This is a genomic window from Kitasatospora sp. NPDC005856 (assembly GCF_040629945.1).
Taxonomy (GTDB): domain Bacteria; phylum Actinomycetota; class Actinomycetes; order Streptomycetales; family Streptomycetaceae; genus Kitasatospora.
The window spans coordinates 1-22,745 of record NZ_JBEXWT010000086.1; the positions used below are offsets into that span (position 1 = coordinate 1).

At 71.8% G+C, this 22,745-nt stretch carries 22 protein-coding genes; 9 read left to right on the top strand and 13 right to left on the bottom strand.

The window, feature by feature from the left end; translation table 11 throughout:
- Positions 1–130: 130 nt before the first annotated feature.
- Complete coding sequence (locus ABZ449_RS34035) at positions 131–1,192, bottom strand: alpha-hydroxy acid oxidase (RefSeq protein WP_360353841.1); 1,062 nt, start codon at positions 1,190–1,192, stop codon at positions 131–133.
- A 26-nt stretch (positions 1,193–1,218) separates the two neighbouring features.
- Positions 1,219–2,226 (bottom strand): 4-hydroxyphenylpyruvate dioxygenase, encoded by a 1,008-nt coding sequence (gene hppD, locus ABZ449_RS34040; RefSeq protein WP_360353842.1) that lies wholly within the window; start codon positions 2,224–2,226, stop codon positions 1,219–1,221.
- A 631-nt stretch (positions 2,227–2,857) separates the two neighbouring features.
- Here hppD and ABZ449_RS34045 point away from each other — a divergent pair.
- A complete protein-coding gene (locus tag ABZ449_RS34045; protein ID WP_360353843.1) occupies positions 2,858–4,066 on the top strand; it encodes a class I SAM-dependent methyltransferase in 1,209 nt (402 codons plus the stop codon).
- 499 nt (positions 4,067–4,565) lie between these two features.
- Here ABZ449_RS34045 and ABZ449_RS34050 read toward each other — a convergent pair whose 3' ends face one another.
- From ABZ449_RS34050 to ABZ449_RS34060, 3 genes are all read right to left on the bottom strand, one after another.
- Positions 4,566–4,964, bottom strand: coding sequence for a hypothetical protein (locus tag ABZ449_RS34050; RefSeq protein ID WP_360353845.1), 399 nt, complete (start codon positions 4,962–4,964; stop codon positions 4,566–4,568).
- A 439-nt stretch (positions 4,965–5,403) separates the two neighbouring features.
- Positions 5,404–6,633: an FAD-dependent oxidoreductase gene (locus ABZ449_RS34055; protein ID WP_360353846.1), complete on the bottom strand. Its 1,230-nt coding sequence runs from the start codon at positions 6,631–6,633 to the stop codon at positions 5,404–5,406.
- On the bottom strand, positions 6,633–6,968 hold the full coding sequence (locus ABZ449_RS34060) for a bifunctional 3-phenylpropionate/cinnamic acid dioxygenase ferredoxin subunit (protein ID WP_360353848.1): 336 nt from the start codon (positions 6,966–6,968) through the stop codon (positions 6,633–6,635). The genes ABZ449_RS34055 and ABZ449_RS34060 overlap by 1 nt, the downstream gene beginning before the upstream one ends.
- A gap of 175 nt (positions 6,969–7,143) precedes the next feature.
- Between ABZ449_RS34060 and ABZ449_RS34065 the strand changes: the two genes are divergently transcribed.
- Together ABZ449_RS34065 and ABZ449_RS34070 are read left to right on the top strand one after the other, a co-directional pair.
- Positions 7,144–7,836, top strand: a complete 693-nt coding sequence (locus ABZ449_RS34065) for an SDR family oxidoreductase (protein ID WP_360353850.1) — start codon at positions 7,144–7,146, stop codon at positions 7,834–7,836.
- 98 nt (positions 7,837–7,934) lie between these two features.
- Positions 7,935–9,344, top strand: a complete 1,410-nt coding sequence (locus ABZ449_RS34070; RefSeq protein WP_360353851.1) for an MFS transporter — start codon at positions 7,935–7,937, stop codon at positions 9,342–9,344.
- 2 nt (positions 9,345–9,346) lie between these two features.
- Here the strand turns inward: ABZ449_RS34070 and ABZ449_RS34075 are convergent, their stop codons facing one another.
- Positions 9,347–10,096 (bottom strand): DUF2306 domain-containing protein, encoded by a 750-nt coding sequence (locus ABZ449_RS34075; RefSeq protein ID WP_360353852.1) that lies wholly within the window; start codon positions 10,094–10,096, stop codon positions 9,347–9,349.
- Positions 10,097–10,306: 210 nt separating this feature from the next.
- Positions 10,307–11,794 carry an MFS transporter gene (locus ABZ449_RS34080; protein ID WP_360353854.1) on the bottom strand — a complete coding sequence of 496 codons (1,488 nt, stop codon included), beginning with the start codon at positions 11,792–11,794 and terminating at the stop codon, positions 10,307–10,309.
- Between the two features lie 307 nt (positions 11,795–12,101).
- Between ABZ449_RS34080 and ABZ449_RS34085 the strand changes: the two genes are divergently transcribed.
- From ABZ449_RS34085 to ABZ449_RS34100, 4 genes are read left to right on the top strand one after another with little or no spacing between them, the layout of a single operon-like run.
- Complete coding sequence (locus ABZ449_RS34085; protein ID WP_360353856.1) at positions 12,102–12,494, top strand: cupin domain-containing protein; 393 nt, start codon at positions 12,102–12,104, stop codon at positions 12,492–12,494.
- Between the two features lie 38 nt (positions 12,495–12,532).
- Positions 12,533–13,312 (top strand): SDR family NAD(P)-dependent oxidoreductase, encoded by a 780-nt coding sequence (locus ABZ449_RS34090; protein WP_360353858.1) that lies wholly within the window; start codon positions 12,533–12,535, stop codon positions 13,310–13,312.
- 28 nt (positions 13,313–13,340) lie between these two features.
- On the top strand, positions 13,341–14,099 hold the full coding sequence (locus ABZ449_RS34095) for an SDR family oxidoreductase (RefSeq protein ID WP_360353860.1): 759 nt from the start codon (positions 13,341–13,343) through the stop codon (positions 14,097–14,099).
- 15 nt (positions 14,100–14,114) lie between these two features.
- Positions 14,115–14,684 (top strand): DUF1579 family protein, encoded by a 570-nt coding sequence (locus tag ABZ449_RS34100; RefSeq protein ID WP_360353862.1) that lies wholly within the window; start codon positions 14,115–14,117, stop codon positions 14,682–14,684.
- Positions 14,685–14,757: 73 nt separating this feature from the next.
- Here the strand turns inward: ABZ449_RS34100 and ABZ449_RS34105 are convergent, their stop codons facing one another.
- Complete coding sequence (locus ABZ449_RS34105) at positions 14,758–15,465, bottom strand: SDR family oxidoreductase (RefSeq protein WP_360353864.1); 708 nt, start codon at positions 15,463–15,465, stop codon at positions 14,758–14,760.
- A 105-nt stretch (positions 15,466–15,570) separates the two neighbouring features.
- Here ABZ449_RS34105 and ABZ449_RS34110 point away from each other — a divergent pair, with 105 nt between their 5' ends.
- On the top strand, positions 15,571–16,455 hold the full coding sequence (locus ABZ449_RS34110) for a LysR family transcriptional regulator (protein WP_360353866.1): 885 nt from the start codon (positions 15,571–15,573) through the stop codon (positions 16,453–16,455).
- A 232-nt stretch (positions 16,456–16,687) separates the two neighbouring features.
- Positions 16,688–18,127: a hypothetical protein gene (locus ABZ449_RS34115; RefSeq protein ID WP_360353868.1), complete on the top strand. Its 1,440-nt coding sequence runs from the start codon at positions 16,688–16,690 to the stop codon at positions 18,125–18,127.
- 188 nt (positions 18,128–18,315) lie between these two features.
- On the opposite strand, the gene ABZ449_RS34120 is transcribed toward ABZ449_RS34115, so the two are convergent.
- Genes ABZ449_RS34120 through ABZ449_RS34140 form a run of 5 tightly spaced genes read right to left on the bottom strand, consistent with a single transcriptional unit; the run spans position 18,316 to position 22,741 of the window.
- Positions 18,316–19,533, bottom strand: coding sequence for a PP2C family protein-serine/threonine phosphatase (locus tag ABZ449_RS34120; RefSeq protein ID WP_360353870.1), 1,218 nt, complete (start codon positions 19,531–19,533; stop codon positions 18,316–18,318).
- Between the two features lie 4 nt (positions 19,534–19,537).
- Positions 19,538–19,948 carry an ATP-binding protein gene (locus ABZ449_RS34125; RefSeq protein WP_360353872.1) on the bottom strand — a complete coding sequence of 137 codons (411 nt, stop codon included), beginning with the start codon at positions 19,946–19,948 and terminating at the stop codon, positions 19,538–19,540.
- The gene (locus tag ABZ449_RS34130; RefSeq protein WP_360353874.1) at positions 19,945–20,265 is read right to left on the bottom strand and encodes an STAS domain-containing protein; all 321 of its coding nucleotides are present in this window, start codon (positions 20,263–20,265) and stop codon (positions 19,945–19,947) included. The genes ABZ449_RS34125 and ABZ449_RS34130 overlap by 4 nt, the downstream gene beginning before the upstream one ends.
- Positions 20,266–20,273: 8 nt before the next feature.
- The gene (locus tag ABZ449_RS34135) at positions 20,274–22,409 is read right to left on the bottom strand and encodes an alpha-amylase family glycosyl hydrolase (RefSeq protein WP_360353876.1); all 2,136 of its coding nucleotides are present in this window, start codon (positions 22,407–22,409) and stop codon (positions 20,274–20,276) included.
- Entirely contained in the window at positions 22,406–22,741 is a 336-nt protein-coding gene (locus tag ABZ449_RS34140; RefSeq protein ID WP_360353878.1) for an STAS domain-containing protein, read from the bottom strand. Before ABZ449_RS34140 ends, ABZ449_RS34135 begins: the two co-directional genes overlap by 4 nt.
- Positions 22,742–22,745: the final 4 nt, after the last annotated feature.

Genomic DNA, 22,745 nt, shown 5'->3' on the forward strand with positions numbered 1-22,745 from the left:
TTCCTCTCTGTCCCTACCCCCCCTTCCGGTGTTGGGGGGTCGTCGGTTCTTTTTTCTTCTGGGCTGGGGTGCCCGCCTGTCGCTCGGAACCGAGCGACGGCCGGACCCCGTTCACGCAGGTGCCGCCCCGTCAGACTGCGAGTGCTGCCGCCCGGACCAGGTCCGGTCCGGCGTCCGCGACGGTTCGGGTGCCGGTGAGCGTCATCGCGTCCGCCAGCTCGGCGGTGATCAGGTCCAGCACCCGCTCCGCGCCCGGCTGGCGGCCTGCGGCCAGTCCGTGCAGGATCGGACGCCCCAACAGCACCGCGTCGGCGCCGAGCGCGAGCGCGGCCAGGACGTCCCGGCCGCGGCGGATCCCGCCGTCCAGGAGGACGGCGCAGTCGCCCGCGACCGCCGAAGCGATCTCGGGCAGCACCTCCAGCGTCGCCGGGACACCGTCCAACTGCCGGCCGCCGTGGTTCGACACGACGATGCCGTCCGCGCCCGCCGCGACCGCCATCCGCGCGTCGGCAACGCTGAGAACTCCCTTGAGCAGCACGGGAAGCGAGCTCACCGAACGCAGCCACTCGAGCACCGACCAGTCGAGGGCGGGATCGAACTCGGCTTGCGCGTGGCCGCTCGGGGAGGAGAAGCCAGTGCCGGTGAGGTTGGCCGGCTCGATGCCCTGCGGCAGCCGGAAGTCGTTGCGCAGGTCCCGGAGCCGGCGACCGAGGTGCGGGGCGTCCACGGTGAGCACCAGCGCCTCGAAGCCGGCCCGCTCGGCCCGCTCGATGAGCCGTCGAGTCGTCGAGCGGTCACGGAAGCAGTACACCTGGAGCCAGAGCGGGGAGAAGGCTTCCGCGGCGATGTCCTCGAAGGTTCGGCCCGCGAACGTGCTCACGATGAGCGGGATGCCGGCGGTTCCCGCGGCCCGGGCCGTGGCGACCTCGCCCATCGGATCGACCAGGGTGTGATAGGCCATCGGCGCGATGGCGACCGGCGCCACCCAGTTGCGGTCCAGAATCCGGGTCCCGGTCTCCGATCGGCCGATTCCGGCCAGCACCCTCGGCAGCAGTCGCACCCGGTCGAACGTCTCCGTATTCGCCCTGAGCGTCCACTCCTCACCCGCGCCCCCCTCCAGGAAGTCCCACACGGCGGCATCCATGCGCTCCCGGGCCAGGCGGGCGATTTCGGCCAGCGTGAGGGCGTTCACCGCCGCGGCACCGGAACCCTTACCGTTCATTCGGCAGCGAGCCGGTCGCGCTCTACCGCTTCGTAGAGGGCCCGAATGTTGGAACTGCCGAATCCCCGGGACCCCCGGCGCTGAATGAGCTCGAAGAAGAGCGTGTTGCGCTCGTACGGTGAGCGACTGAACAGCTGCAACAGGTATCCCCATTCGTCGCGGTCGGCCAGCACACCGGTGGCCCGCAGCGCCGCGATCTCCTCCCGCACCCCGATGGAGCGCTCGGCGAGCATGTCGTAGTACGTGCCCGGGGTCCTCAGGAACTCCACACCGCGGTCCCGGAACTCATGGACCGCGGGAACGATGTCGTCGACGAGGAATGCGAGATGCTGAACCCCCGGGCCGCCGTTCCTTTCCAGGAACGCGTCGAGCTGTCCGGATCCCTTCACCGGATCCGGCGCGACGAGCGTGAAGGTGGCGCCCCCCGACGCGCTCCGGACGACGATCGAGTCCATCGCCTGGTCGCCGACTCCGACGTATTCGGAAAAGTAGCGGGAGAGCCCGAAACCGTCCTCGTAGTAGTCGGCGAACTCCGCCAGGGTGTTCCCCTCGAGGCAGATCGCCACGTGGTCCAGCGACCGGAGCCGGCCGGTCGGCCGGATCGGCTCCCCCGAGGTGGCGATCCAGTGGTGGCCGCCGGGGAAGGCCGACCCGGGACCGTCGGCAGCGGGAAGGAGCGTATGGGACACGCCGCCGAAGCCCGACAGCACCGGGTTGCCACCTGTGGAGCCGACGATGCTGCCACCGGCCGCCTCCGCCGCCCTGCAGGTTCCACTGACATCGTCACAGGTCAGCGCGATGTCGGCGATTCCCTCCCCGTGCTCGTCCAGGAACTTCCAGATCCCCCGCCCGGAGGTGACCAGCACGTCCACCCCGCCCTGCCGGAGCAGTACCGAACTCCGGTCGGCCGTCACCGCGTCCGCCACCCGCGTGAAGCCGAAGGATGAGACGAAGTAATCGACAGAAGAGCCCTTATCGATCGTATACAACTCGACGTACGCCATGTCTCGCACAGCCACAGAGAGTCCTCCTAAAGGGGATGGAGAAGGCAGAGGCGTCGTTCATGCGTCAGCCCGTCAGCCATCCGCGTTTCCCTTTCCCGCCTGCCTGACAGACGCCCCGGCGCACAGGGCCGGTCCAGCCGCGCACATGCCGGCTTCACCTGCCCGCACACCCGGAGCGCGGAGCGGACAGCAGAAGCGAGAACTTCGAGGCTCCGATGCGGAGGAATCCGCCTCCCATCGTGCACGACGCCGTCCGGCAGCACTATGTCCCGCGGGGGCTCTGTCGATCAATGCTCATCACCCGGAGGTTGTCTGACAACACGTCGGATCGATATGCTCCACGGCCACGCGTACCGCCGCGGTCAGCCCGGACAGCCCCACGTCCGGATCCGCGGTTCCCAGCGGGTCATACCGATCGTCCGGATACCCGGGAAAGGCGTTGCCGCGCAACACTCCGGCGCCGAAGGCCAGATCGGACGACAGGCGCGTTCAACTGCATCCTCGCCTCAGTTGAGCGCCACCGAAAGGCCATCGCGGTCTGGGGTGATCCCGCTCTCGACCCACTCTCGCCGGAACCACACGACCTGGTCGTCCTCATCCACGAGCCTCCGGATCGAGACGGCGTCACCTGGTGGCGGCTACGCTCGCCTCACACGCCCCGTTCGCGGCTCAACTCGTCATCATCGGCCGATCGGCCCAACATCTTTCCGAGTCACAGGGATATTTCGCCATGCCGTTTCCCGCTATCAATGCCTTGCGCAATTCCGTCCCGCTGGTCGACCACCAGCTGATCTCTTCCCACGCTGACGAGATACGCGCCACGCACCGGCTGTACGAGCACCTGATCGGCATTTGGTCCACCGGAGTCATCGAAGCCGCCCAGGACCTGGGAGTGTTCGAAGCGCTGACCACGGCCCCGTCCACTGCGGCCGAGCTGGCAAACCTGCTCGACACCGACCTTCGGGCGACTCGGGTCCTGCTCGACGGACTCCACGCCTACGACATCCTCGCGCGGAGCCGCGGCGAAGACGGCCAGGTCGTCTACACGCTGCCCGCCGAGCTGCACCGGGTGTTCTCGCCCGACAGCCTCTACAGTCTGGCCGGCAAGATCAGCCACGACCGCGCTGTGGCCTGGAACGCCTGGCGCAACCTGGCCGACGCGGTGCGCACTGGCGCGCGGGGCGAGAACGGCGCCGAGCAGCTCAACCAGATCTCCGAGAGCGACTACACCTCGCTGGTGCGCGGCATCAACTTCTGGGCTCCACCGATCACAGCCGCGCTGGCCGACACGCTGCGCGAGTTCGGCTGGACGGACGGCGCCTCCTCGATCCTGCTCGACGTGGGCTGCGGCACCGGGATCTACAGCCACCTCCTGCTGGAAGAGTTTCCCGAGCTGCGCGGCCGAGGCCTGGACGCCGAGCAGATCATCCCCATCGCCACCGAGCAGGCCGCTCGCCTCGGCGTCACGGACCGCTTCGAGCCGGTGGTCTGCGATTTCTGGAACCACGATTGGGGCGTCGGCGTCGACCTGGCGTTGTTCGTGAACATCTTCCACTTGCAGACACCTGACTCCGCCAGGGAACTGCTGCTGAAGTCGGCCAAGTCCCTCTCCGAGGGCGGCATGGTCGCCATCGTCGACCACATCCTCGACGAGGATGCCGGTGCGGGCTCCATCCAGAATCGATTCTTCCGCCTCTTCGCCGCCTCGATGCTGGCCACCGGCGGCGGCGACTCGTTCGGTGTCCAGGACTACGATCAGTGGCTGGCCGACGCGGGCCTGCGCCGGGTCAGGCTGATCGACACCCCGATGCATCGCGTCCTGCTCGCCCGTCTCGCCTGACCGGGGCCCGGCCCGCGGCGACACGTGGCGAACCCGGGTGGTCGGTGCAGCTCAGGAGTCCCGCGGCCGGCCGCGGGTCGCCATGGGCAACAACCACCCGGTGATCCCCGGCTGAAGGCTCGGTCATGCCAGGGAACCACGGTCCCCCGCCACCGACGCCGACCCGGCCGACGGAGCCGGCCCTGGAGCGTCGATCCGCGTGGCCGGGGCTCCGGCACAGGCCGGTCGGTACAGCCCGACGGTGACCGCGAACCGTCCCCGAGGAGCAGCGCCTCGATGGTGGGAGCAGCGCCGGAAATCGGACCGAAGCCGTTCGTGTCACCAGGCGGCGGTCACCGCCGGCGTTGCGCCGGCTCCGGAGGCAACGCGTGGCAGAGCGGAGCTGCCCCTGCCCGGCAGGCAGGGGCAGCTCCGTCGGAACGATGACGAGCCGACCGGTGTCCGACCGCCTGCCTGCTGCAGTCGGACAGTTCCGTGACGGCTCCCCCGTCAGCAGGGGTTACAGGTCGACCTGCTGGATCCCGGCACTGTCCGGCGTGGCCGACAGCGTGGTGCTGTAGTCGAAGTTGCGGGTGGACGTGGCAACGTTCGGCTGGGCGCAGACGGTCGTCCCCAGCCCGAGGTACGTCGAACCCGACCGCAGGTACCAGCCGGCGCAGTTCGGCCCGAAGATCCCGCCGTCCGGCATGTTGGTCGAGATGTAGCCGCTGATCCGGTAGTTGGTGCCACCCAGCGGACAGACCGAGAGCTGGCCGTAGCCGTAGCTGTTGGAGGCGGTGTAGGTGGCGCAGGGCGTGGTGGTCGTGCTCGAGGCCGCCGCCAGCGAGGCGGGAGCGGCCAACAGCGTCAGGGAGCCGGCGGTGGCAGCCACAGCCAGCGAACGAGCGATGCGCTTCATAGCATTCCTTGACTTGTCTCCAGCAGGAAGGAGGCCGGCCGCGCACCCCGTCTTCCAGGGGGCAAGCCGACCTGACGTACCGTCTAATGATCATTGACGACGTCGAATTGATGGAATCATCACCGTGCCCGGAAGCGCCAGTGAGAGCCGACGTCGCATGATTGAACACCGGCGCGCGTGGGTGGGGTGGTGCCGGCAGGGCGAGAGCGGGACGGGGTGACCCGGGCCAATCAAGGTCGGCCAAGGGGACGGAACTACGACGCGATACGAACTCTGCACCCTCCAAGGCCAGTTCGGTGTCCACGCTGAAGTACTGGTACCGCGGGGCCGTCTCGATGACGGCCTCGGGGTCCAGGTGCTTCGCTTCGTCCCAGGTTCTCCACCACGACGGATCCGGCCCGGGCCGACAGCCGCCCGAGGCGCGGGCACCCGCGCCCGGTCAGCCCCGGGCGAGCGCCCGAAGGTCCGCGCTCTCGTCGGCGAGCAGGTCAGCGTCGACCGGTGTCCGACGCTCGATGAGACGGCGTGCGGCGCCCACGTCCGACGGCCGGTTGACCCCCACCGCGCCCGCGCACCGGCCCTGTCGGAGAGCGAACAGACTGTACTCGCGCTCACCGAGCACGCCGCGGACCACGAACTGGTCCGCGCCCGCGATCTCCCCCGCCACTTCGAGGCGGGTGTCGTAGCGGTCGGACCAGAACCACGGCGCCCGCGGGCGCGGGGCCGCCCGCCCGAGCAGTGCCGCCGCGGCCGCACGGGCGCCGGTGAGCGCACCGTCCCAGTGCTCGGCGGGCGGGCGCGGGCCCTGCGGACCCAGCTGCCTGGCCAGGTCGCCGACGGCGAACACCCGGGGGTTGGAGGTGCGCTGCCGCTCGTCGACCAGTACCCCCGCGTCGACGGCCAGGCCCGCGTCCTCGGCGAGGGCGAGGTCACGGGTCAGGCCGACTCCGACGACGACCGCGTCGCAGTCCACAGACTCCGCTCCCCCGTCCAGGAGCAGCCGCACGCCCTTCCCCCGGTCCGCCACCTCGCGGACGGCGGCCCGCAGCACCCGCACTCCGTGCGCGCGGTGCTGGCCGTGCAGCAGTTCGGCGACCTGCGGGCCGACGGCGTGCTCCAGCGGGCGCGGCGCCGGGTCGATGAGCACCACGTCGCAGCCCAGCGTCACCGCGCTCGCGGCGACCTCGGCACCGATCAGCCCGGCGCCGATCACGCCCACCGTGGCTCCGGGCAGCAGCCGTTCGCGCAGTGACGCGGCATCCCGGGCGGTGCGCAGCACGGTCACGGCGGGGTGCCCGGCGCCCGGCACGGCGAGCCTGCGGGGCTCACCACCGGTGGCGAGCACCACGGCGTCGGCGGCCTCGGTGGTGCCGTCCGCCAGCACCACCCGGCCCTCGGCCGGCCGAATCGCGCTCACCCGTTCACCGAGCCGCAGCCGGATGCCGTGCTCCGCGTACCAGGCGCCCGGGCGCAGCGCGAGGTCGTCGACGGCCGCCCTGCCCAGCAGTACACCTTTACTCAACGGCGGTCTCTCATAAGGGAGTTCATGCTCGGCGCCGATCAGAGTCAGCCGTCCGTCCCAGCCCAGCGCGCGCAGTTCCGCGCACGCCGCGACCCCGGCCGCACCGGCGCCGACCACCACCACGCCGCCCGGTACTCCGGCCGCCATCACTCGACCGCGGTGGGGGTCAGCCACACCTGGCCGTCACGGACGTCGACCCGGTGGGCGAGCACGCCCGCGCTGGCGGGCAGTGCGACCGCCTCGCCGGTGCGCAGGCAGAACGCGCCGCCGTGCAGCGGGCATTCCACCCGCCCGTCCTCCGCCCAGCCCTCGGCCAGCGAGGCCGCGCCGTGCGTGCAGGTGTCGTCGATCGCGTAGAAACTCCCGCCGTCATTGAAGACGGCGATCGCCGCACCGGTACCGGTCTCATTCGCGGGAACCAGCACGGCCTCTCCGTCGGGTACTTCGCCGACCGCACCGATCAACAGTTCTCGTCCGGACACCGGTTCTCCTCGGGAATCGGATCAATTGGGGCGGTTCCCATCAGACCCGTCGACCGGCGGGAGTGGCAAGAAATGGCGGGGAGAATGAGTGATACTGCGTCACATCATTGGCTCCGCATGTGGTTTGATTGTCGGGTAACGTTCCATAGCGATTAAAAAAGTGGAATGGAGTGTCATGCCTCTCTCGACGGCATCGCCACTGGCCGGAGCACGGGTACTGGTGGTGGGCACCGGCAAGATGGGGGTCGCGACGGCCCAGGCCGCGCTGGCCGCCGGCGCCAAGGTCGTGCTGTCCGGCCGCTCGGCCGAGCGGCTGGCCGCGGTGGCGCAGTCGCTGCCCGAGCTCAGCACGATCGTCGCGGACCCGGAGCAGGCCCAGCAGGCGGTCGAGCTGGTCGAGCAGGCGGCCCCCGATCACATCGCGGCGCTCGGCGGCTCCGGCCACGTCAGCTCGGCCTACGGGATCGCCAACACCCCGCTTCCCGAGGCCATGAAGTCCTTCGGCCGGTTCTGGCTCAGCTACAACCTGCTCCAGGCGGCGGTCGGCAGGGTCCGCTCCGGCGGCTCGGTGACCCTGCTGTCCGGCTCCAGCAGCCACCGGCCCTCCGAGGGACGCGGTTTCTGGGGTTCGCTGCACGGCTCGATCGAGGCCCTGGGCCGCAACGCCGCCTACGAGCTGAGCCCGCTGCGGGTGAACACCATCAGCCCGGGCGGGATCGGCGTGACGCCGATGAACCGCCAGCTGGTCGACCACGCCGGCCGGCCCGAGGACATCGCCTCGATGGCGCTCGCCCTGATGTCGAACCCCGCGATCACGGGCACCCTGGTCGACGTCGACGGCGGCGAGTTCCTCGGCTCCTTCGAGTGAGCTGAGCGCGCGGTCGCCCCGAGGTCCCGGACCGCGCCGTCGGTGGTCCGGGACCTCACGCGTTTTCCAGCCGGCACCAGTTGTGGAGCGATTCGACCGTGAACCAGGACGCGACCCGGCACCGGGCCCACCGGCTGACCCGTGACGAGCGCCGCGCACTGGGCACGCTCGCCGGTGCGCTGGCACTGGACGTGGGCGGGCTGAACGTCATCAATCCCGCCCTGCCCGAGATCGGGGCGCACTTCGGCATGGGCAGCTCGGCGCTCCAGTGGACGATGACCGCCTATTCGGTCACGTTCGCCGGCTTCCTGCTGCTGAGCGGCCGACTGGCCGATCTGCTGGGCCGGCGCCGGATGTTCGCACTGGGCGTCGCGGTGTTCTCCGGCTCCGGGCTGGTCGCCGCGCTCGCCCCGATGGCCTGGCTGCTGATCGCCGCACGGGCCGCCCAGGGGCTGGGCGCCGCGATGTCCGGCCCGGCCGCGCTGGCCCTGCTGACCGAGGTGTTCGCGCCGGGCCGGGCCCGCGACCGGGCCCTGGGCGTCTACGGCGCGGTCGGCGCGGCCAGCGCGAGCCTGGGCCTGGTGCTCGGCGGCGTGATGACCGAATGGCCGGGCTGGCGTGCGGTGTTCACCACGCCGGCCGTCCTCGGTGCGCTGCTGCTGGTGCTGACCCGCCGCGCGCTGCCCGAGGGGGGCGGCGCGCGGCGGGGCAGTGTGGACGTACCGGGCGCCGCACAGGTGACCCTGGGGCTGCTGCTGGCGGTCTTCGGGGTGAGCCGGGCCGGCGAGGCCGGATGGGACGACCCGGTCGCGGCCATCGCCCTGGTCCTCGCGGTCCTCGCCCTGGCGGCGTTCATCGTCCGGCAGCGCCGTGCCGCCGATCCGTTGCTGCCACCGGCGTTCTTCCGGTTGGCGTCGGTCCGGGCCGCCTCGTTGACCGCCTTCCTGCAGTACGCCGCCGCGGTGGGGCTGTTGTTCCTCGCCCCGCTGTACCTGCAACAGCTGCGCGGCTACTCTCCGACCGCCTCCGCCCTCGCCCTGCTCCCGATGTCCTGCGTGGTCTTCACCACCTCGAACTTCCTCACCCGGCACCTGCTCGCGCGGTTCGGGCAGAAGCCGGTGCTGGTGGCCGGGTTGCTGCTGATCGCCGTCGGCATGGCCCGGTGGGCCTGGCTGTCGCCGGCCGGCGGTTACTGGTCGCAGATGCTGCCCGGGGTCGCGGTCACCGGACTGGGTATCGGTCTGGTGTTCCCCTCGATGACGGCGGCGGCGCTGACCGGCGTGCCCGCCGATCAGCACGGCGTCGCCGGTGCGCTGAACGTGGTGGCGCAGCAGGTGGGTTGCAGTGTAGGGGTGGTGCTGCTGGTCTCGGTCTCGGTCGCGGCCACCCCGTCGTCCGGCCCGGCCGGCCAGCTGGCCGGATACCACGCCGCCTATCTGACGGCGGGTCTGTCCTGCGTGGCCGGTGCGCTGCTGGTGGGGTTCAGCCGCGCCTGGTCGGAGCGCTGACCTCAGGCTCCGCCCGCCGCCACGGCCCGCGTCGCCGGGCGCCGGCGGCGGCGCGGGCGCAGCAGGTACCACTCCACGAACAGCAGGTGCAGCGCGAGGGCCGCCCACAGGCCGGCGGCGTTCATCTCCTCGAACACCAGCCGTTGTTTGTCGGCGTAGGTCTCCGGCAGCAGCCAGTCGGTCACCTCGACGCCGAGCCTGCCCACGATCCGGGAGGTGGCGATGGTGGTGCTCAACGCCACGTTGCGCAGCATCCACCTGCGGTGGTCCTCGTACCGGTGCTGGACCGCCGCCAGCAGGCCGAGAACGGTCGTCGCCGCCCAGAGCGCCGACATCGCCAGCAGGGCGGCTCTGATGCCTTGACCGGCCGGGGTGAGCACAGCGACCGGGAAGGCCAGCAGGCCGGAGGGAATGACCCCGGCCAGGTAGTAGACCCAGCCGACCCGGCGGTGCACCCGCGGGTGGTTGTTGCGCAGCCACGGCCACACCTGGGTCCAGGCCAGCAGGACCGCGACGACGCCGGTGAGCACGTGCACGGTCAGCAGGGGATGGTGCAACGCGATGTCGGGGCGGATCGGCACCCGGGACTGTTCGGGGTCGAGCGTGACGTACCGGTACCCGCCGTAGACCGCGAATCCGACGCAATAGGCGGCGAACAGCACGATCCAGATCCGGCGCCACCACGGCGGGGGGGCCGAGGCCGAGCGGGCGGTCTGCGGGACGTCCGCCGCTACTTCTTTTGCGGTGGTCATGCGAACACCTCATTTCAGGGCAGGAAGGGCAGGGGTTTGCCCGGTCCATGCTCAGTGGCCGCGATGACCGGCGACAAGGCGTTCTTAACGTACTGTGCGGACGAATTTCCTTTTGTCAAAAAGGAATTGCCCGCGCCCAACCCCCCTCACGGGAGGTCGGTCACGGGCAATTCCCAGCGGTGTGCGGCCGGCACCGGGCCGAGCCGGGTCTCAGGTGGTCGCGGGAGCGGCCCCCTCCTGCTCGACCGCCGGGGCGACCGCCGGGGCGGCCGCGGCCTCGTCCGTCCGCCAGCCGCGGCGCACGGCGGCGACCACCAGCACACCGACCAGGCAGACCAGGGCACCCGCCACGTAGGCGGCGTGGTACCCGTTCAGGGTTCCGGCCGGCGTGTCCGAGGTCGTGCTGACCGTGGCGACCACCACCAGGGCGGCCACCCCGACGCTGGAACCGATCTGCTGGGCGGTGACGTTGACGGCGCCGGCAACGCCGTGCTGCCGCGCCGGTACGCCCATCAGCGAGCCCACGGTCATCGACGGGAAGGTCAGGCCCTGCCCGATGCCGGTGAGCAGCAGACCGGGCAGCAGGTCCAGCCAGTAGTTGCCGTCCACCGGGGTGAACAGCCAGGCGACCAAGGCGGCGCCGATGAAGAACAGGCCGATGATCATCGGGATCCGCGGGCCGAACCGGCCCAGCAGACGGCCGGTCAGCAGGTTCGCGACGAAGAACAGGATGATCGACTGCGGCACCACCGCGAGCCCCGACTCGAGCGGCGAGTAACCGAGCACACCCTGCATGTACAGCGGGGCGAAGAACAGCATCCCCACCGCGGCGCTGTAGTGCACGAGTGCAGCGAGCGAGCTGATCCGCACCGGGACCGACCGGAACAGGCTGAGCGGCATCAGCGGGTCCGCGCTGCGGCGCTCCCATACGAGGAACCCGACCAGTAGCACGACGGAACCCACGAGGGAGACCACGGTGCCCGCGTCGCCCCAGCCGCTCGCGCCGCCCCGGCTCACACCGAACACCGCGAGCACCAGCCCGGCGGTGACCAGCACCGCCCCGGGCAGGTCCAGCGGCGAGGGGTGCCGGACGCTGGGCGGCAGCGCCGCCTTCACCCCGAGCAGCACGACCACTCCGAACAGCACCGAGAAGATCATCGTCGCGCGCCACCCAGCGGTCGAGGTGAGCACGCCGCCGAGCACGACGCCACCGCTGAAGCTTGCCGCGCCCACCGATCCGTACACCGCCATCGCGCGGTTGCGCTCGGGCCCCTCCGGGAACACCTCGGCCAGCAGCGCCAGCGTGGCGGGCCCGATCAGGGCCGCGCCGACGCCCTGGAACGCCCGGGCCACGATGAGCATCCCGGCCGTCGGGGCGAGGGCGCCGACCAGGGCGGCGACGGTGAACAGCACCACGCCGGTGCCGAACACCCGGCGGCGGCCGAGCACGTCCGCGGCCCGGCCTCCGAACAGCAGGAAGCCCGCGAAGGTGAGCGCATAGGAGGTCATCGTCCACTGCAACGTGGCACCGTCGAGCGAGAAGTGCTCGCCGATCTCCGGTAGCGCCGCGTTCAGCACGCCGAGCCCGCTCAGGTCGAGCCCGAGCGCGCCGGCCAGGACGGCGAGCGCGAGCCCCCGTCGGGGGCCCGGCGCCGACGGCAGATCGCCGGTCGCACCGGGGCCGGATCGTGTAGTCAAGGGACACTCCCATCTTCGGGGCGAGCACGCGGTGTGACGGCGCGGCCGCTGGCCACATCAGCAGTGAACTGCACTAGTAAACCGCCGGTTCTGCGACCCGGTCCAATAACCTTCACCATAACGACGGGTTATCACCGCGCCCATCGGGACAACTTAACGAATTGACCCCCCGCGCGGTCACCGCATTCACCCGCCAGCCATCCGAGGCGCTAGGTTCGACATCGGCTGAACGGCAGCACCGTACACCGCTGCGGGCAATCCGGCGGAAATGACGCTGCCGTTTCCGACTGAGGGGAATGACGCTCCCATGCGGATCGTACCTAAAGACCGCCTGCCGGTGGTCCGAATCAACGGCGAGATCGCGGCACACGTTTTCGACGGCGCGCAGCACGGCGACGTGGGGTCGTCGGCGTTCGTCGTGGACCTGCCCCCCGGACCGGGACCGCGCCGCCATCTTCACCCCTACGACGAAATCTTCGTCGTAGTACGGGGAACCGCGCGGATCGAGGCCGACGGCCGGACGCACGAACTGACGCCCGACGAGATCTGCGTGGTGCCGGCCGGAACGGCCCACACCTTCACCGCGGTCGGACCCGATCGGGTGCAGATGGTGAACATCCACGTCGCCCGGCAGGTCCACACCGTCTGGGCCGACGAAACCGGCCCCGACCATTCCTACGAATACGGCCACACGTCCTGACCGGCGCCCACAGCGCCCCACCGGAAAAGGAGAGGGAAATGGACCTCAAGCTCACCGGAAAGACCGCCCTGATCACCGGGGCGAGCCGGGGAATCGGCCTGGCGATAGCCCGCGCGCTTTCCGCCGAAGGCGTCCGTGTGATCGGCGCCGCGCGCACCATCAGCGCCGAACTGAAGGAGATCACGCCGCACACCTTCGCGGTCGACCTCTCCGAAAGCGCCGCCGCCGCGCGACTGGTGGAATTCGCCCTGGCCGAGACCGGTGGAATCGACGTCCTGGTCAACAACGTCGGCGCGCCGGACACCAGGACCGAGGGTTTCCTGGCCATCGACGACGACGGCTGGGCGAAGGTCTTCGACACCAACCTGTTCATCGCCGTGCGGACCACCAGGGCGGCCCTGCCCGGCATCATCGAGCGCCGGGGCTCGGTGATCAACATCGGCAGCACCAACGGCCGTCTCCCGCTGCCGGTGGTCATCGACTACTCCGCCGCCAAGGCCGCCCTGCTGAGCTTCGGCAAGTCGCTGGCCGAGGAGTTCGGCCCGGCCGGTGTCCGGGTGAACACCGTCTCGGCCGGACCCGTCATGACCGACGCGTGGACCGGCGACGGCGGGATCGCCGACGAGCTGGCCAAGCAGGCCGGGCTCTCCCGCGCCGAGCTGCTGTCGCAGGTGCCGACCATGCTCGGGCTGTCCACCGGCGCCCCGACCACGGTGGACGAGATCGCCACCGTCGTCACCCTGCTGGCCTCCCGGCGGGTGGACAACATCAACGGTTCCGAGTTCATCATCGACGGCGGCCTGCTGAAGGCCGTCTGATCCGCGTCCACCGACAAGGAGTTCAGACATGTCACCACTTGCCGGCAGGACCGCACTGGTCACCGGAGCATCCCGGGGACTGGGGCGGGCCATCGCGATCCGCCTGGCCTCCGACGGCGCGCTGGTCGCGGTGCACTACGGCGGCAACGAGGCGGCCGCGAAGCAGACCGTCGCCGAGATCGAACAGGCTGGCGGGCAGGCCTTCACCATCGGCGCCCGGCTGGGCACCGACGGGGACCTCGACCGGCTCTTCGCCGGCCTCGAAACCGGCCTGGCCGGGCAGCCGCTGGACATCCTGGTGAACAACGCGGGCGTGTTCACGGGCGCGTTCGAGACCACCACACCCGAGGAGTTCGACCAGGCGTTCGCGGTGAACGTCCGGGCGCTGTTCTTCCTCACTCAACGGGCCCTGCCACTGCTGCGCGACGGCGGACGCATCATCAACATGTCCTCCGGCGTCACCCGGCTGGCGATTCCGCAGACCGTCTACCAGATGACCAAGGCGGCGGTGGACGTGCTGGGCCGCTCGCTGGCCCAGCTGCTGGGCCCGCGCGGCATCACCGTCAACACCGTCCAGCCCGGTGTCACCGATACCGACATGAACGCCTGGCTGCGCGACAACCCCGAGGCCACCAGGGCGATAGAGGGGATCACCGCGCTGGGCCGGCTCGGCCGGCCCGCCGACATCGCCGACGTCGTCGCCTTCCTCGCCTCCGACGATGCCCGCTGGGTCACCGGCCACGCGATCGAGGCCACCGGGGGCTTCTTCCTCGGTCCCAACGGATAACTGGAGGGAACTGCCATGACCGAAAACGAGACGCTCACCGTCCCCGGAGCCGACGAGCTGCCCGCGGCGGTCCGCAACGGCCTGCCGAGCGCGGGACACCGCAGGCTCGACGCCCTCGTCGGGGTGTACGACGTCGAGAAGTTCACCTACTTCCTCGGCGGGACCCCGGACAACCCGATCTTCTCCCGGCTCCGCTGCGACATCCGGTGGCTGGACGAGACCGGCGGCCGGTTCCTGAACGTGGAGGACAGTGGCCTGCTGCTCGGCCAGCCGTACTTCCGACGCGGCACGCTGGGGTACGCGACGATGGACGACCGCTACGAGTGGATCACCATCGACAACGTGACCACCGCCGAGATGCAGTTCAAGGGCCTGCCCGGCAGCGGCAGCGCCGACGAGATCTGGATGTCCGGCGAGTTCACCGACCCCGGGGTGCTCAACCCCGACTCGCTCGGCAAGCGGGTCGGCATCCGCACCCTGATCAAGCTGGAGGCCCCCGGCCGCCACGTGATCGAGATGCACTTCACCCCGCCGAACGAGCCGGAGCGGCTCGCCGACCGGATGATCTGCACCCGGCGCGACTGATCCGACGGCGCCCGTGCGCGAGTGGCGTTCCCGGAGTTCCGGGAACGCCACTCGCGCATGAGCGCCCAGGCCCTCACCAGGGCAGCGGGCGTCCGTCCCGGAAGAAGCCGCCGGTGGGGCCGTCGTCCGGCAGCGCGGCGGCCCACACCACGCCCGCGGCGCCGTCGCGCACCGGCCGGCCGCCACCACCGCCCATGTCGGTGGCCACCCAGCCCGGACAGACCGCGTTGACCAGGATCCGGTCGGCGCGCAGCTCGGCGGCGAGCATCCGGGTGAGCGCGTTCAGGCCCGCCTTGGAGACGGTGTACGCGGGCGTGCCGCCGCCCATGTTGGTCAACGAAGCCGTCTCGCTGCTGACGTTGACGATCCGGCCGTGCCCGCCGACCCGCAGCAGCGGCAGGAAGGCCTGGACCACCCGCCAGGCCCCGTAGAGGTTGGTGTCGGCCGCCTCGGCGACCACCCTGAGGTCGGCGTCCGCGGCCCGCTGCCAGGTGTCGTACGTGATGGCGGCGTTGTTGACCAGGACGTCCAGTCTCCCGAACCGCTCGCGCACCTGGTCGGCGGCCCGGACCACCCCGGCCGGATCGGTGACGTCGAGCAGGAGCGGGTGCACGTCCGCGCCGTCGGCCGACAGCTCGCCCGCCGCCCGCTCGGCCGCCACCTGGGACCGGGCCGAGAGCAGCACGGTGTGGCCGCTGGCGCCGAGCTGGCGGCAGACCTCCCGGCCGATGCCCCGGTTGCCGCCGGTGACCAGCGAGATCGTCCTGCCGGTTGAGGACATGTGTCCTCCCTCCTCCTCGTCCGCATAACAGTCTTCCGATCATCCGTCCGGTTCTGAGTATTCGTCCAAGACCTTCTGTGATAACCAGGAACTATGGACGCACATTTGAGGGACCTCAGATACTTCGTCACGACGGCCGAGGAGCTGAACTTCACCCGCGCGTCCGAGCGGCTCTTCATCTCCCAGCCCGGTCTCAGCAAGCAGATCCGGCGCCTGGAGGAGCAGTTGCGCACGCAGCTCTTCCACCGGGACCGACGCGTGGTCACCCTCACCGCGGCCGGCGAGGCGCTGCTGCCCGGCGCCCGCGAGCTGTTGCGGCTGTGGGACGAGGCGCAGCGCACGGTGAGCGACGCGATGGCCAACAAGGGGGCGGTTCTCGTCGTCGGCCTCTCCACCAGCGTCGGCCGGGGCCTGCTCCAGCGCGTCCGCGAGCGATTCACCGAGCGGCGGCCGAACTGGCGCCTCCAGCTGCGGCAGATCAACTGGGAGGATCCGACCGCCGGACTCGCCGACTCCGAGGTGGACGTGTCGCTGGTCTGGCTGCCGATACCCAATCAGGACGCCTTCGCCATACGGCCGGTGGCCAGCGAGCCCCGGCACGTGGTGCTGCGCGAGGACCATCCGCTGGCCGATCGCACCGAGGTGGCCTTCGAGGAGCTGCTGGACGAGCCGTTCCTGGCCCTGCCCGCCAACGCCGGTCCACTGCGCGACTACTGGCTCGCCCTGGAGAGCCGGGACGAGCGGCTGCCGAGGATCGGCGCGGTGGTCGCCAACGCCGAGGAGACCCTGGCGGCCATCGAGGAGGGCAGCGGGATCACGCTGATGGCGGCCGGCAACGCCGCGATCTACCGCCGGCCGGGAATCCGCTCGGTGCCCGTCACCGGCCTCGCCCTGAGCCTGCTCGCGGTCGCCTGGCGCACCGACGACCACCGCACCTCGGTGCGCGACTTCGTGGAGGCCCTGGGCGCCTGCGCCTGCGTGAACACTTAACGAGCTACCTTCGAGCCCTGCCCGATCTTCTGGCGACCGCCCGGACGCGACCGTATGGTCGATCACGGGTCTGAATGATCAGTCCCGGACGCGGGCGCGCGGCGGCGGTGTCCGGCCGTGCCCGGAGCTGGATCGTGGCCGATGAGCGGAGAACGCCGCAGGCAGCATCGACCGGTGCTGCCCGCGGCGTTCGACCCCCGGCCGAACGACGATCCGATGAGAGGACGGGAAAGTGTCCAGTCGGTTCACAGCCAGTCGGTTCACAGCCAGTCGGTTCACAGGACGAACTGAGCAGCTCACGACCATCGCCACGGCGCTGGGTGAAGCGGCCCCCGGTCCGGTCATCGTCACCGGCGAACCGGGCTCCGGACGCAGCGCGCTGCTGCACCGGGCCCTGGAGCTCACGGACGGCGCGCGCGACGCGGTGGTCGCCGTGGCGCCGGTGACGGGGCCGGCGGCGGGGCCGGGCCGGGCCGCGGTGGTGGCCGCCACGGCCCGGGCACGGGCGGCCGGACGCCGGCCGGTACTGGTGCTCGACGACGCCCACCTGGCCGCCCCCGCCGTCGTTCGCACCCTGCGCGACCTGCACCGGGAGTACAACGCGGTGATCCTGGCCAGCGCTCCGGCCGGCGTCGCGGACAACCTCGACTGCCTGCGCTACGAGCCGGGCCTGCGCCTGGTCCGGCTCGGCCCGCTGTCCGAAGCGGAGGTGGGCGCCATGCTGCGCGGACCGGCCGGCACCCCGATGCGCCCGGCGACGGCGGCCGCCCTGCACGCCGCGACGGCGGGCCGCCCCGCCCTGCTGGCCGAGCTGCTCGCCGCGCTGCACACGGGAGCGGCCACCCGGGACCGGGACGACTCCGCGGACCCCGGCGGACCGTGGCGACCGGGCGAACTGCCGGATCTGCGCGGCAGGTTGAGCGAGGAGGGCGAACGACAGCTCACCGCGGCGCTCGACCGGGCCTGGCAAGGCCTCGCGCTGGACCGGGCCGCCGAGCTGACCCGGCTCGCCCTCGCGGCCGGGCTCACCGACGCGGCGGCGCCGGTACGGGCGTTCCTGCTGCTGGTTGCGGGCCGCGCCGACGAGGGCCTGGCGTTCCTGGACGGCCTGGCCGACGGGGCGTGGCAGGGCCGCACCGGACAGCGACTGGTGCTGACCCGGGCGCTACTGCTGGCACTCGGTCTCCGGCAGACCGGACGGGCGGGCGAGGCACTGGCCTCGGCCGTCGAGGACGGAACCCTGTCGGCACCGCGCGCGGCCGCGTACCGGGCCTGGCTCCAGGCGGTCACCGGCGACCTTCACGGCGCGGCCTGGACGCTCGACGGTTTCCAGGCGGACGACGACCCGCAGACCACGCTCTTCGCGCGGGCCGCCCTGGCCGCGGTCGCGTTGGGCACCGAGCGCCCGGCACAGGCCGTCTTCGACCTCCGCCGGGCGGTCATCGCCGCCGGCCAGGTGCGAGCCGAACTTCCCTGGCTGGAGCCTCTGTTGACCGCGTCAATGATCGACGCGGCGCTGCTCGCCGGCCGGATCAGCGAGGCCATGACGCTCTCCGCCGAGTTCCACGCGGCAGCCGAGGGCCGGGACTGGGACGCCGCGGTGGCCCTGCTCTCCGTACTCAACACCCCCGCTCCGACTGCCGGCCGCCCCGAGCGGCCAGGCGTACGGTAGCCGCCCGGCACACGCTGGTGCCCCGGCCCCCCACGGGCCGGGGCACCGGCGCGTGGGGCGGTCGCCGGGCGGCGGGCACGGAAGCGGGAGCGGCACCTCGGTACACGGACGGCGCGGATGCCGGTAGGAGTAGGAGCGGGCAGCCGCGTGCCGAGCCGCCGCGCCGCCCTGACCACCGGGCGACGGGCTCACCCGTGTGGCAGTGCCCCCCGGCGCAGGGCCAGCATGGTGATGTCGTCGAACTGGTCGGCGGTACCCACGTGGCGGTTCAAGGCCCGCTCCACGCCGTCCAGCAGGACGTGGCCGCTGGCGGCCGGGCGGTCGAGCACCTCGAAGAGCCGCCGCATTCCGAACTGCTCGCGTTCGGCCGAGCGCGCGTCCGGCACTCCGTCGGTGTACAGGAAGAGCTGGTCCTCGGGGGCCAGGACGACGGTGCCGAGCGAGTAGGCGCTGTCCGCCATCATCCCGACCGCGGGTCCGGTGGGCCGCAGCAAGCTTCGGCCGCCGTCCGCCCGCAGCAGCACCGGCGGGTTGTGTCCGGCGTTGATGAACAGCAGTGAGCCGTTCGCCGGGTCGAGGACGCCGAAGAAGAGCGTGGCGAAGTAGCCCTGCCGGAGATGGTGCCGGGCGAGGTAGCGGTTGGTGTTGACCACCGCCCGGACCAACGGCCCGGCTCCCGGCGACAGCGCCGGCGGCGCACCGGCACCCGACGGGTGTGCCGCCTTGGGCGGGGCGTCCTCGGCGGTGTGCCGCAGCAGGGTGCGGATCAGCGCCATGAACAGCGCCGCGCTGACGCCCTTGTCGCAGACGTCGGCCAGCACGAAGCCGAGGCTGCGGCCGTCCGGCATCTCGAACCCGTCGTAGAAGTCCCCGGACACGTGCCGGGCCGGGCGGAACCGGAACGGGAACTCCCAGCCCGGCGGGGCCGGCAGGCGCTCGGGCAGGAAGCCGGCCTGGATCTCGCGTGCGATGCTCAGCTCGCGCTCGTACCCGAGCAGGCTCGCCTCGGCGGCCATCGCCTCGACCACGCCGATCAGTTGCCCCCGCTCGGCGGAGGAGTACAGCCGGCTGCGCAGCAGGCTCGGCAGGTACGGCGGGATGACGTAGTCGAAGCCGCCGCGGACACACTCCTCCAGCGCCGACAGGTCGCCCTGCGGGAAGACCAGCACGGTGCCGTGCCCGGCGAGCGGGGCGAGCCGGCGGCTCAGCAGGGCGACCCGTCGCAGCCCGAGCGAGGCCGACACCAGGACCAGGTCGGCGTCGGCCTCGGACGGGGGCAGCGGCCGGGCCAGCAGCTCGGCCGGGTCCGCGTGACGGACCTCGAAGCCGCCGTCGGCCAGCGCGGCGTCGAGGTCGCGGGTCGGCCGGACGGCCTCGGCGACGACGAGGGCGGTGTTGCGGCGCACCGGGCTACCGCCGCACGGTCAGCGTGCAGCGGTTGCGACCGTCGACGTACTCGTACGCGAAATCGTCCACGCTGTGCCGGACCAGCAGCAGGCCGTAGCCGCCGACCGGTCCGGCGGCCGGCCCCGCGGCCAGACGCGGGGCCGGGTCGTGGCCGCTCGGGTCGAACGGGGCCGCCTCGTCATCGATCAGCAGCCGGACCCACTCCTCGGCCACGCAGCCCGCCAGCTCGATCGCCCCCGCGCCGCCCCGGTAGCCGTGCACGACCGCGTTGGTGGTCAGCTCGTCGGCGGCCAGCCGCAGCCGGTAGGTCTGGCCGCGGGAGAGGCCGGCCCGACCGGCGAGTTCCGCCACGAAGGCCGCGACCTCCCGCGAGTAGCACCGGCGGCCCTCCAGACGCAGGGCGGCGGTGCTCATCCGGCGCGACGGTGCTGCACCGTGAGGCTGTGGTCGAAGCCCGTCAGCCGTACCGTCTCGGCGACCTCCTCGGAAGGGTTCAGCAGGACGATCTCGACGTCACGGCCGAGCTGCTGGTGCACGCGCACCAGGCAGCGTAGCCCGGCCGACGAGAGGTAGCTCAACTCACTGACGTCGAGCACAAGTTGGCGCGGGCGTTGCTCGACGACGTCGACCAGCAGCCGGTCGATCCGGTCGACCGAGGCCGCATCGGCCTGGCCGCCGAGGGTGACGGTGGCGATGCCCTGGCGGACGGTGATCCGCGCGTCGATGCTCATGGTGGACCTCACTGTCGGTCGGTGGTGGGAAGGTCGGTGGCGGGAAGATCGGTGACGGGGCCGTCGGTGGCGGGGCCGTCGGTGACGGGGATGGCGACCAGCAGTCCCGCGGAACGCGGGCCGACGGTGATCCGCCGCTGGTCGGCGAGCGGCTGCTCCTCCCCCGGCACGCACACGTCGTACGGTGCGGCGGCCGAGGTGTCGGCGAACCGGGCCCAGCGCGACCCCTCGGGTGGCTCGGGGAGCCGGAGTTCCACCGGCTCCCAGTGGGCGTTGGCCGCGAGGTGGACGACGTCCGTGCCCTCGCGCAGTGTCAGCGCCAGCAGCCGGTTCCCCTCGGAGCGGTCTGGCTCGCCGGGACGGACCCCGTCCCGGGTGGCCTCCACCGAGGTGGCGTGCCGGGCGCGCCGCAGGGCGGGATGGGCCCGGCGGAAGGCGATCAGCTGCCGGACGAAACGCGTCAGCTCCGCGTTGCGCTCGGCCGACTCCCAGTCGATCCAGGAGAGTTCGTCGTGGCAGTAGGCGTTGTTGTTGCCGTGCAGGGTGCGGCCTGATTCGTCCCCGGCGCTGAGCATCGGCACGCCGTGCCCGGTGAGCAGCAGCAACAGCGCGTTGCGCACCTGCCGGGAGCGCAGCGCGAGCACTTCGGGGTCGTCGGTCGGCCCCTCGCGCCCGCAGTTCCAGGAGTGGTTGACGCTCTCGCCGTCCCGGTTGCCCTCGCCGTTGGCCTCGTTGTGCTTCTCGTTGTACGACACCAGGTCGTGCAGGGTGAAGCCGTCGTGCGCGGTGACGAAGTTGACCGACGCGAGCGGTCCGCGCCGCGGGTAGAGGTCGGGCGAGCCGAGCATCCGGTCGGCCAGTTCGCCGGCCGCGCCCTCGTCGCCCTTGAGGAAGCGGCGCACGGTGTCGCGGTAGCGGCCGTTCCACTCGGCCCACCGCCCGCGCTGGTCGGGGAAGCTGCCCACCTGGTAGAGGCCGGCCGCGTCCCAGGCCTCGGCGATCAGCTTGGTGTCCCGCAGCACCGGATCGGCCGCGATGGCCTCCAGCAGCGGCGGGTTCTCCAGTGGGGTCCCGTCCGGAGCGCGGACCAGGACGGAGGCGAGATCGAAGCGGAACCCGTCGACGTGGTACTCGGTCACCCAGTACCGGAGGCAGTCGAGCACGAAGGCGCGGGCGAGCGGGTCGTTGGCGTTGAAGGTGTTGCCCGTGCCGCTCAGGTTCCGGTACCCGCCCTCGGGGGTGAGCATGTAGTACGCGCTGTCGTCGAGGCCTCGGAAGGAGATCGTGGGGCCGCGCTCGTCGCCCTCCGCGGTGTGGTTGAACACCACGTCCAGCACGAGCTCGATACCGGACCGGTGGAGCTGCTTGACCAGTTCCTTCAGCTCGCGGACCGCCTCGCCGCTCGCGTAGGAGGCCTTGGGCGCGAAGAACCCGACCGTGCTGTAGCCCCAGTAGTTGTAGAGCGGGCGCCCGGCCCGCGGGTCGCTGCGGACGTTGTCGCTCTCGTCGAACTCGAAGACCGGCAGCAGTTCCAGGCAGTTGACGCCCAGCTCCCTGAGGTAGGGGATCTTCTCGGTGAGCCCGGCGAAGGTGCCGGGGGCGCGGACGCCGGACGAGGGGTGGCGGGTGAAGCCGCGCACGTGTGCCTCGTAGACCACCAGGTCGGCCGGTGCCAGGCGGGGCGGACGGTCGTCCTCCCAGTCGAAGGCCGTGTCGGGCACCTGGGCGCGGTAGGGGTAGAGCCGCCCCTGCCGGTTCGGGGTGCCCCACTCCTCGCGTCCCCCTAGCGCGCGGGCGTACGGGTCGGCGAGGATCCTGGTGGGGTCGAACCGGCCGGCCCCGGCCGCGCCGGCCGGCCCGGCGGCGCGGTAACCGTACTCGACGGCGTCCGGGTCCAGGCCCAGGACGGTCATCGCGTACACCCCGCCGACCCGGTAGCGCTCGGGGAACGGTAGCTCGGCGAAAGGGAGTTCGGCGCCCGGCCGGAACAGCACCAGGGTCACCGCGCCGGCCCCGTTGGACGGTACGGAGAAGCTGATCCCGCCGGGCACCCGCCTCGCGCCGTAGGGCAGCGGACGGCCGGGGCCGACCGTGAGGCCGGCCCCGGCGGTCGGTGACGCCGCGGTCAGTGGCTCGATGCTCACCGGCCCAGCGCCTCCACACCCTCGGCCACGGTGTCGGCGACCACGAAGGCGTCCAGGAAGCCGGTCGCCGACATCACCACGCGCGCCTCCGCCGGCACCCCGGCCAGGGCCAGCGGGACGTCCTTGTGCCGGGCCTCCCGGTAGACCAGCAGCAGAACCCGCAGGCCCGCGCTGGAGATGTAGGACACCTCGCTGAGGTCGAGCAGCACCCGGCCGCCGACCGGCAGCAGGTCCATCAGACCGGTGTGCGCCTCGGCCGCCGTGACGCTGTCCAGTTCCCCCTTGAGCACGAGGACGGTGACCGCCCCCCGCATGTACTTCTCGACGTGCATCTCG

Bases quoted from the DNA above. Each gene is read 5' to 3' on its own strand.
- hppD (WP_360353842.1), bottom strand. From the start codon at position 2,226: ATGGCGTACGTCGAGTTGTATACGATCGATAAGGGCTCTTCTGTCGAT.
- ABZ449_RS34050 (WP_360353845.1), bottom strand. From the start codon at position 4,964: ATGAAGCGCATCGCTCGTTCGCTGGCTGTGGCTGCCACCGCCGGCTCC.
- ABZ449_RS34055 (WP_360353846.1), bottom strand. From the start codon at position 6,633: ATGGCGGCCGGAGTACCGGGCGGCGTGGTGGTGGTCGGCGCCGGTGCG.
- ABZ449_RS34065 (WP_360353850.1), top strand. From the start codon at position 7,144: ATGCCTCTCTCGACGGCATCGCCACTGGCCGGAGCACGGGTACTGGTG.
- ABZ449_RS34075 (WP_360353852.1), bottom strand. From the start codon at position 10,096: ATGACCACCGCAAAAGAAGTAGCGGCGGACGTCCCGCAGACCGCCCGC.
- ABZ449_RS34085 (WP_360353856.1), top strand. From the start codon at position 12,102: ATGCGGATCGTACCTAAAGACCGCCTGCCGGTGGTCCGAATCAACGGC.
- ABZ449_RS34090 (WP_360353858.1), top strand. From the start codon at position 12,533: ATGGACCTCAAGCTCACCGGAAAGACCGCCCTGATCACCGGGGCGAGC.
- ABZ449_RS34095 (WP_360353860.1), top strand. From the start codon at position 13,341: ATGTCACCACTTGCCGGCAGGACCGCACTGGTCACCGGAGCATCCCGG.
- ABZ449_RS34100 (WP_360353862.1), top strand. From the start codon at position 14,115: ATGACCGAAAACGAGACGCTCACCGTCCCCGGAGCCGACGAGCTGCCC.
- ABZ449_RS34105 (WP_360353864.1), bottom strand. From the start codon at position 15,465: ATGTCCTCAACCGGCAGGACGATCTCGCTGGTCACCGGCGGCAACCGG.
- ABZ449_RS34125 (WP_360353872.1), bottom strand. From the start codon at position 19,948: ATGAGCACCGCCGCCCTGCGTCTGGAGGGCCGCCGGTGCTACTCGCGG.
- ABZ449_RS34130 (WP_360353874.1), bottom strand. From the start codon at position 20,265: ATGAGCATCGACGCGCGGATCACCGTCCGCCAGGGCATCGCCACCGTC.
- ABZ449_RS34140 (WP_360353878.1), bottom strand. From the start codon at position 22,741: ATGCACGTCGAGAAGTACATGCGGGGGGCGGTCACCGTCCTCGTGCTC.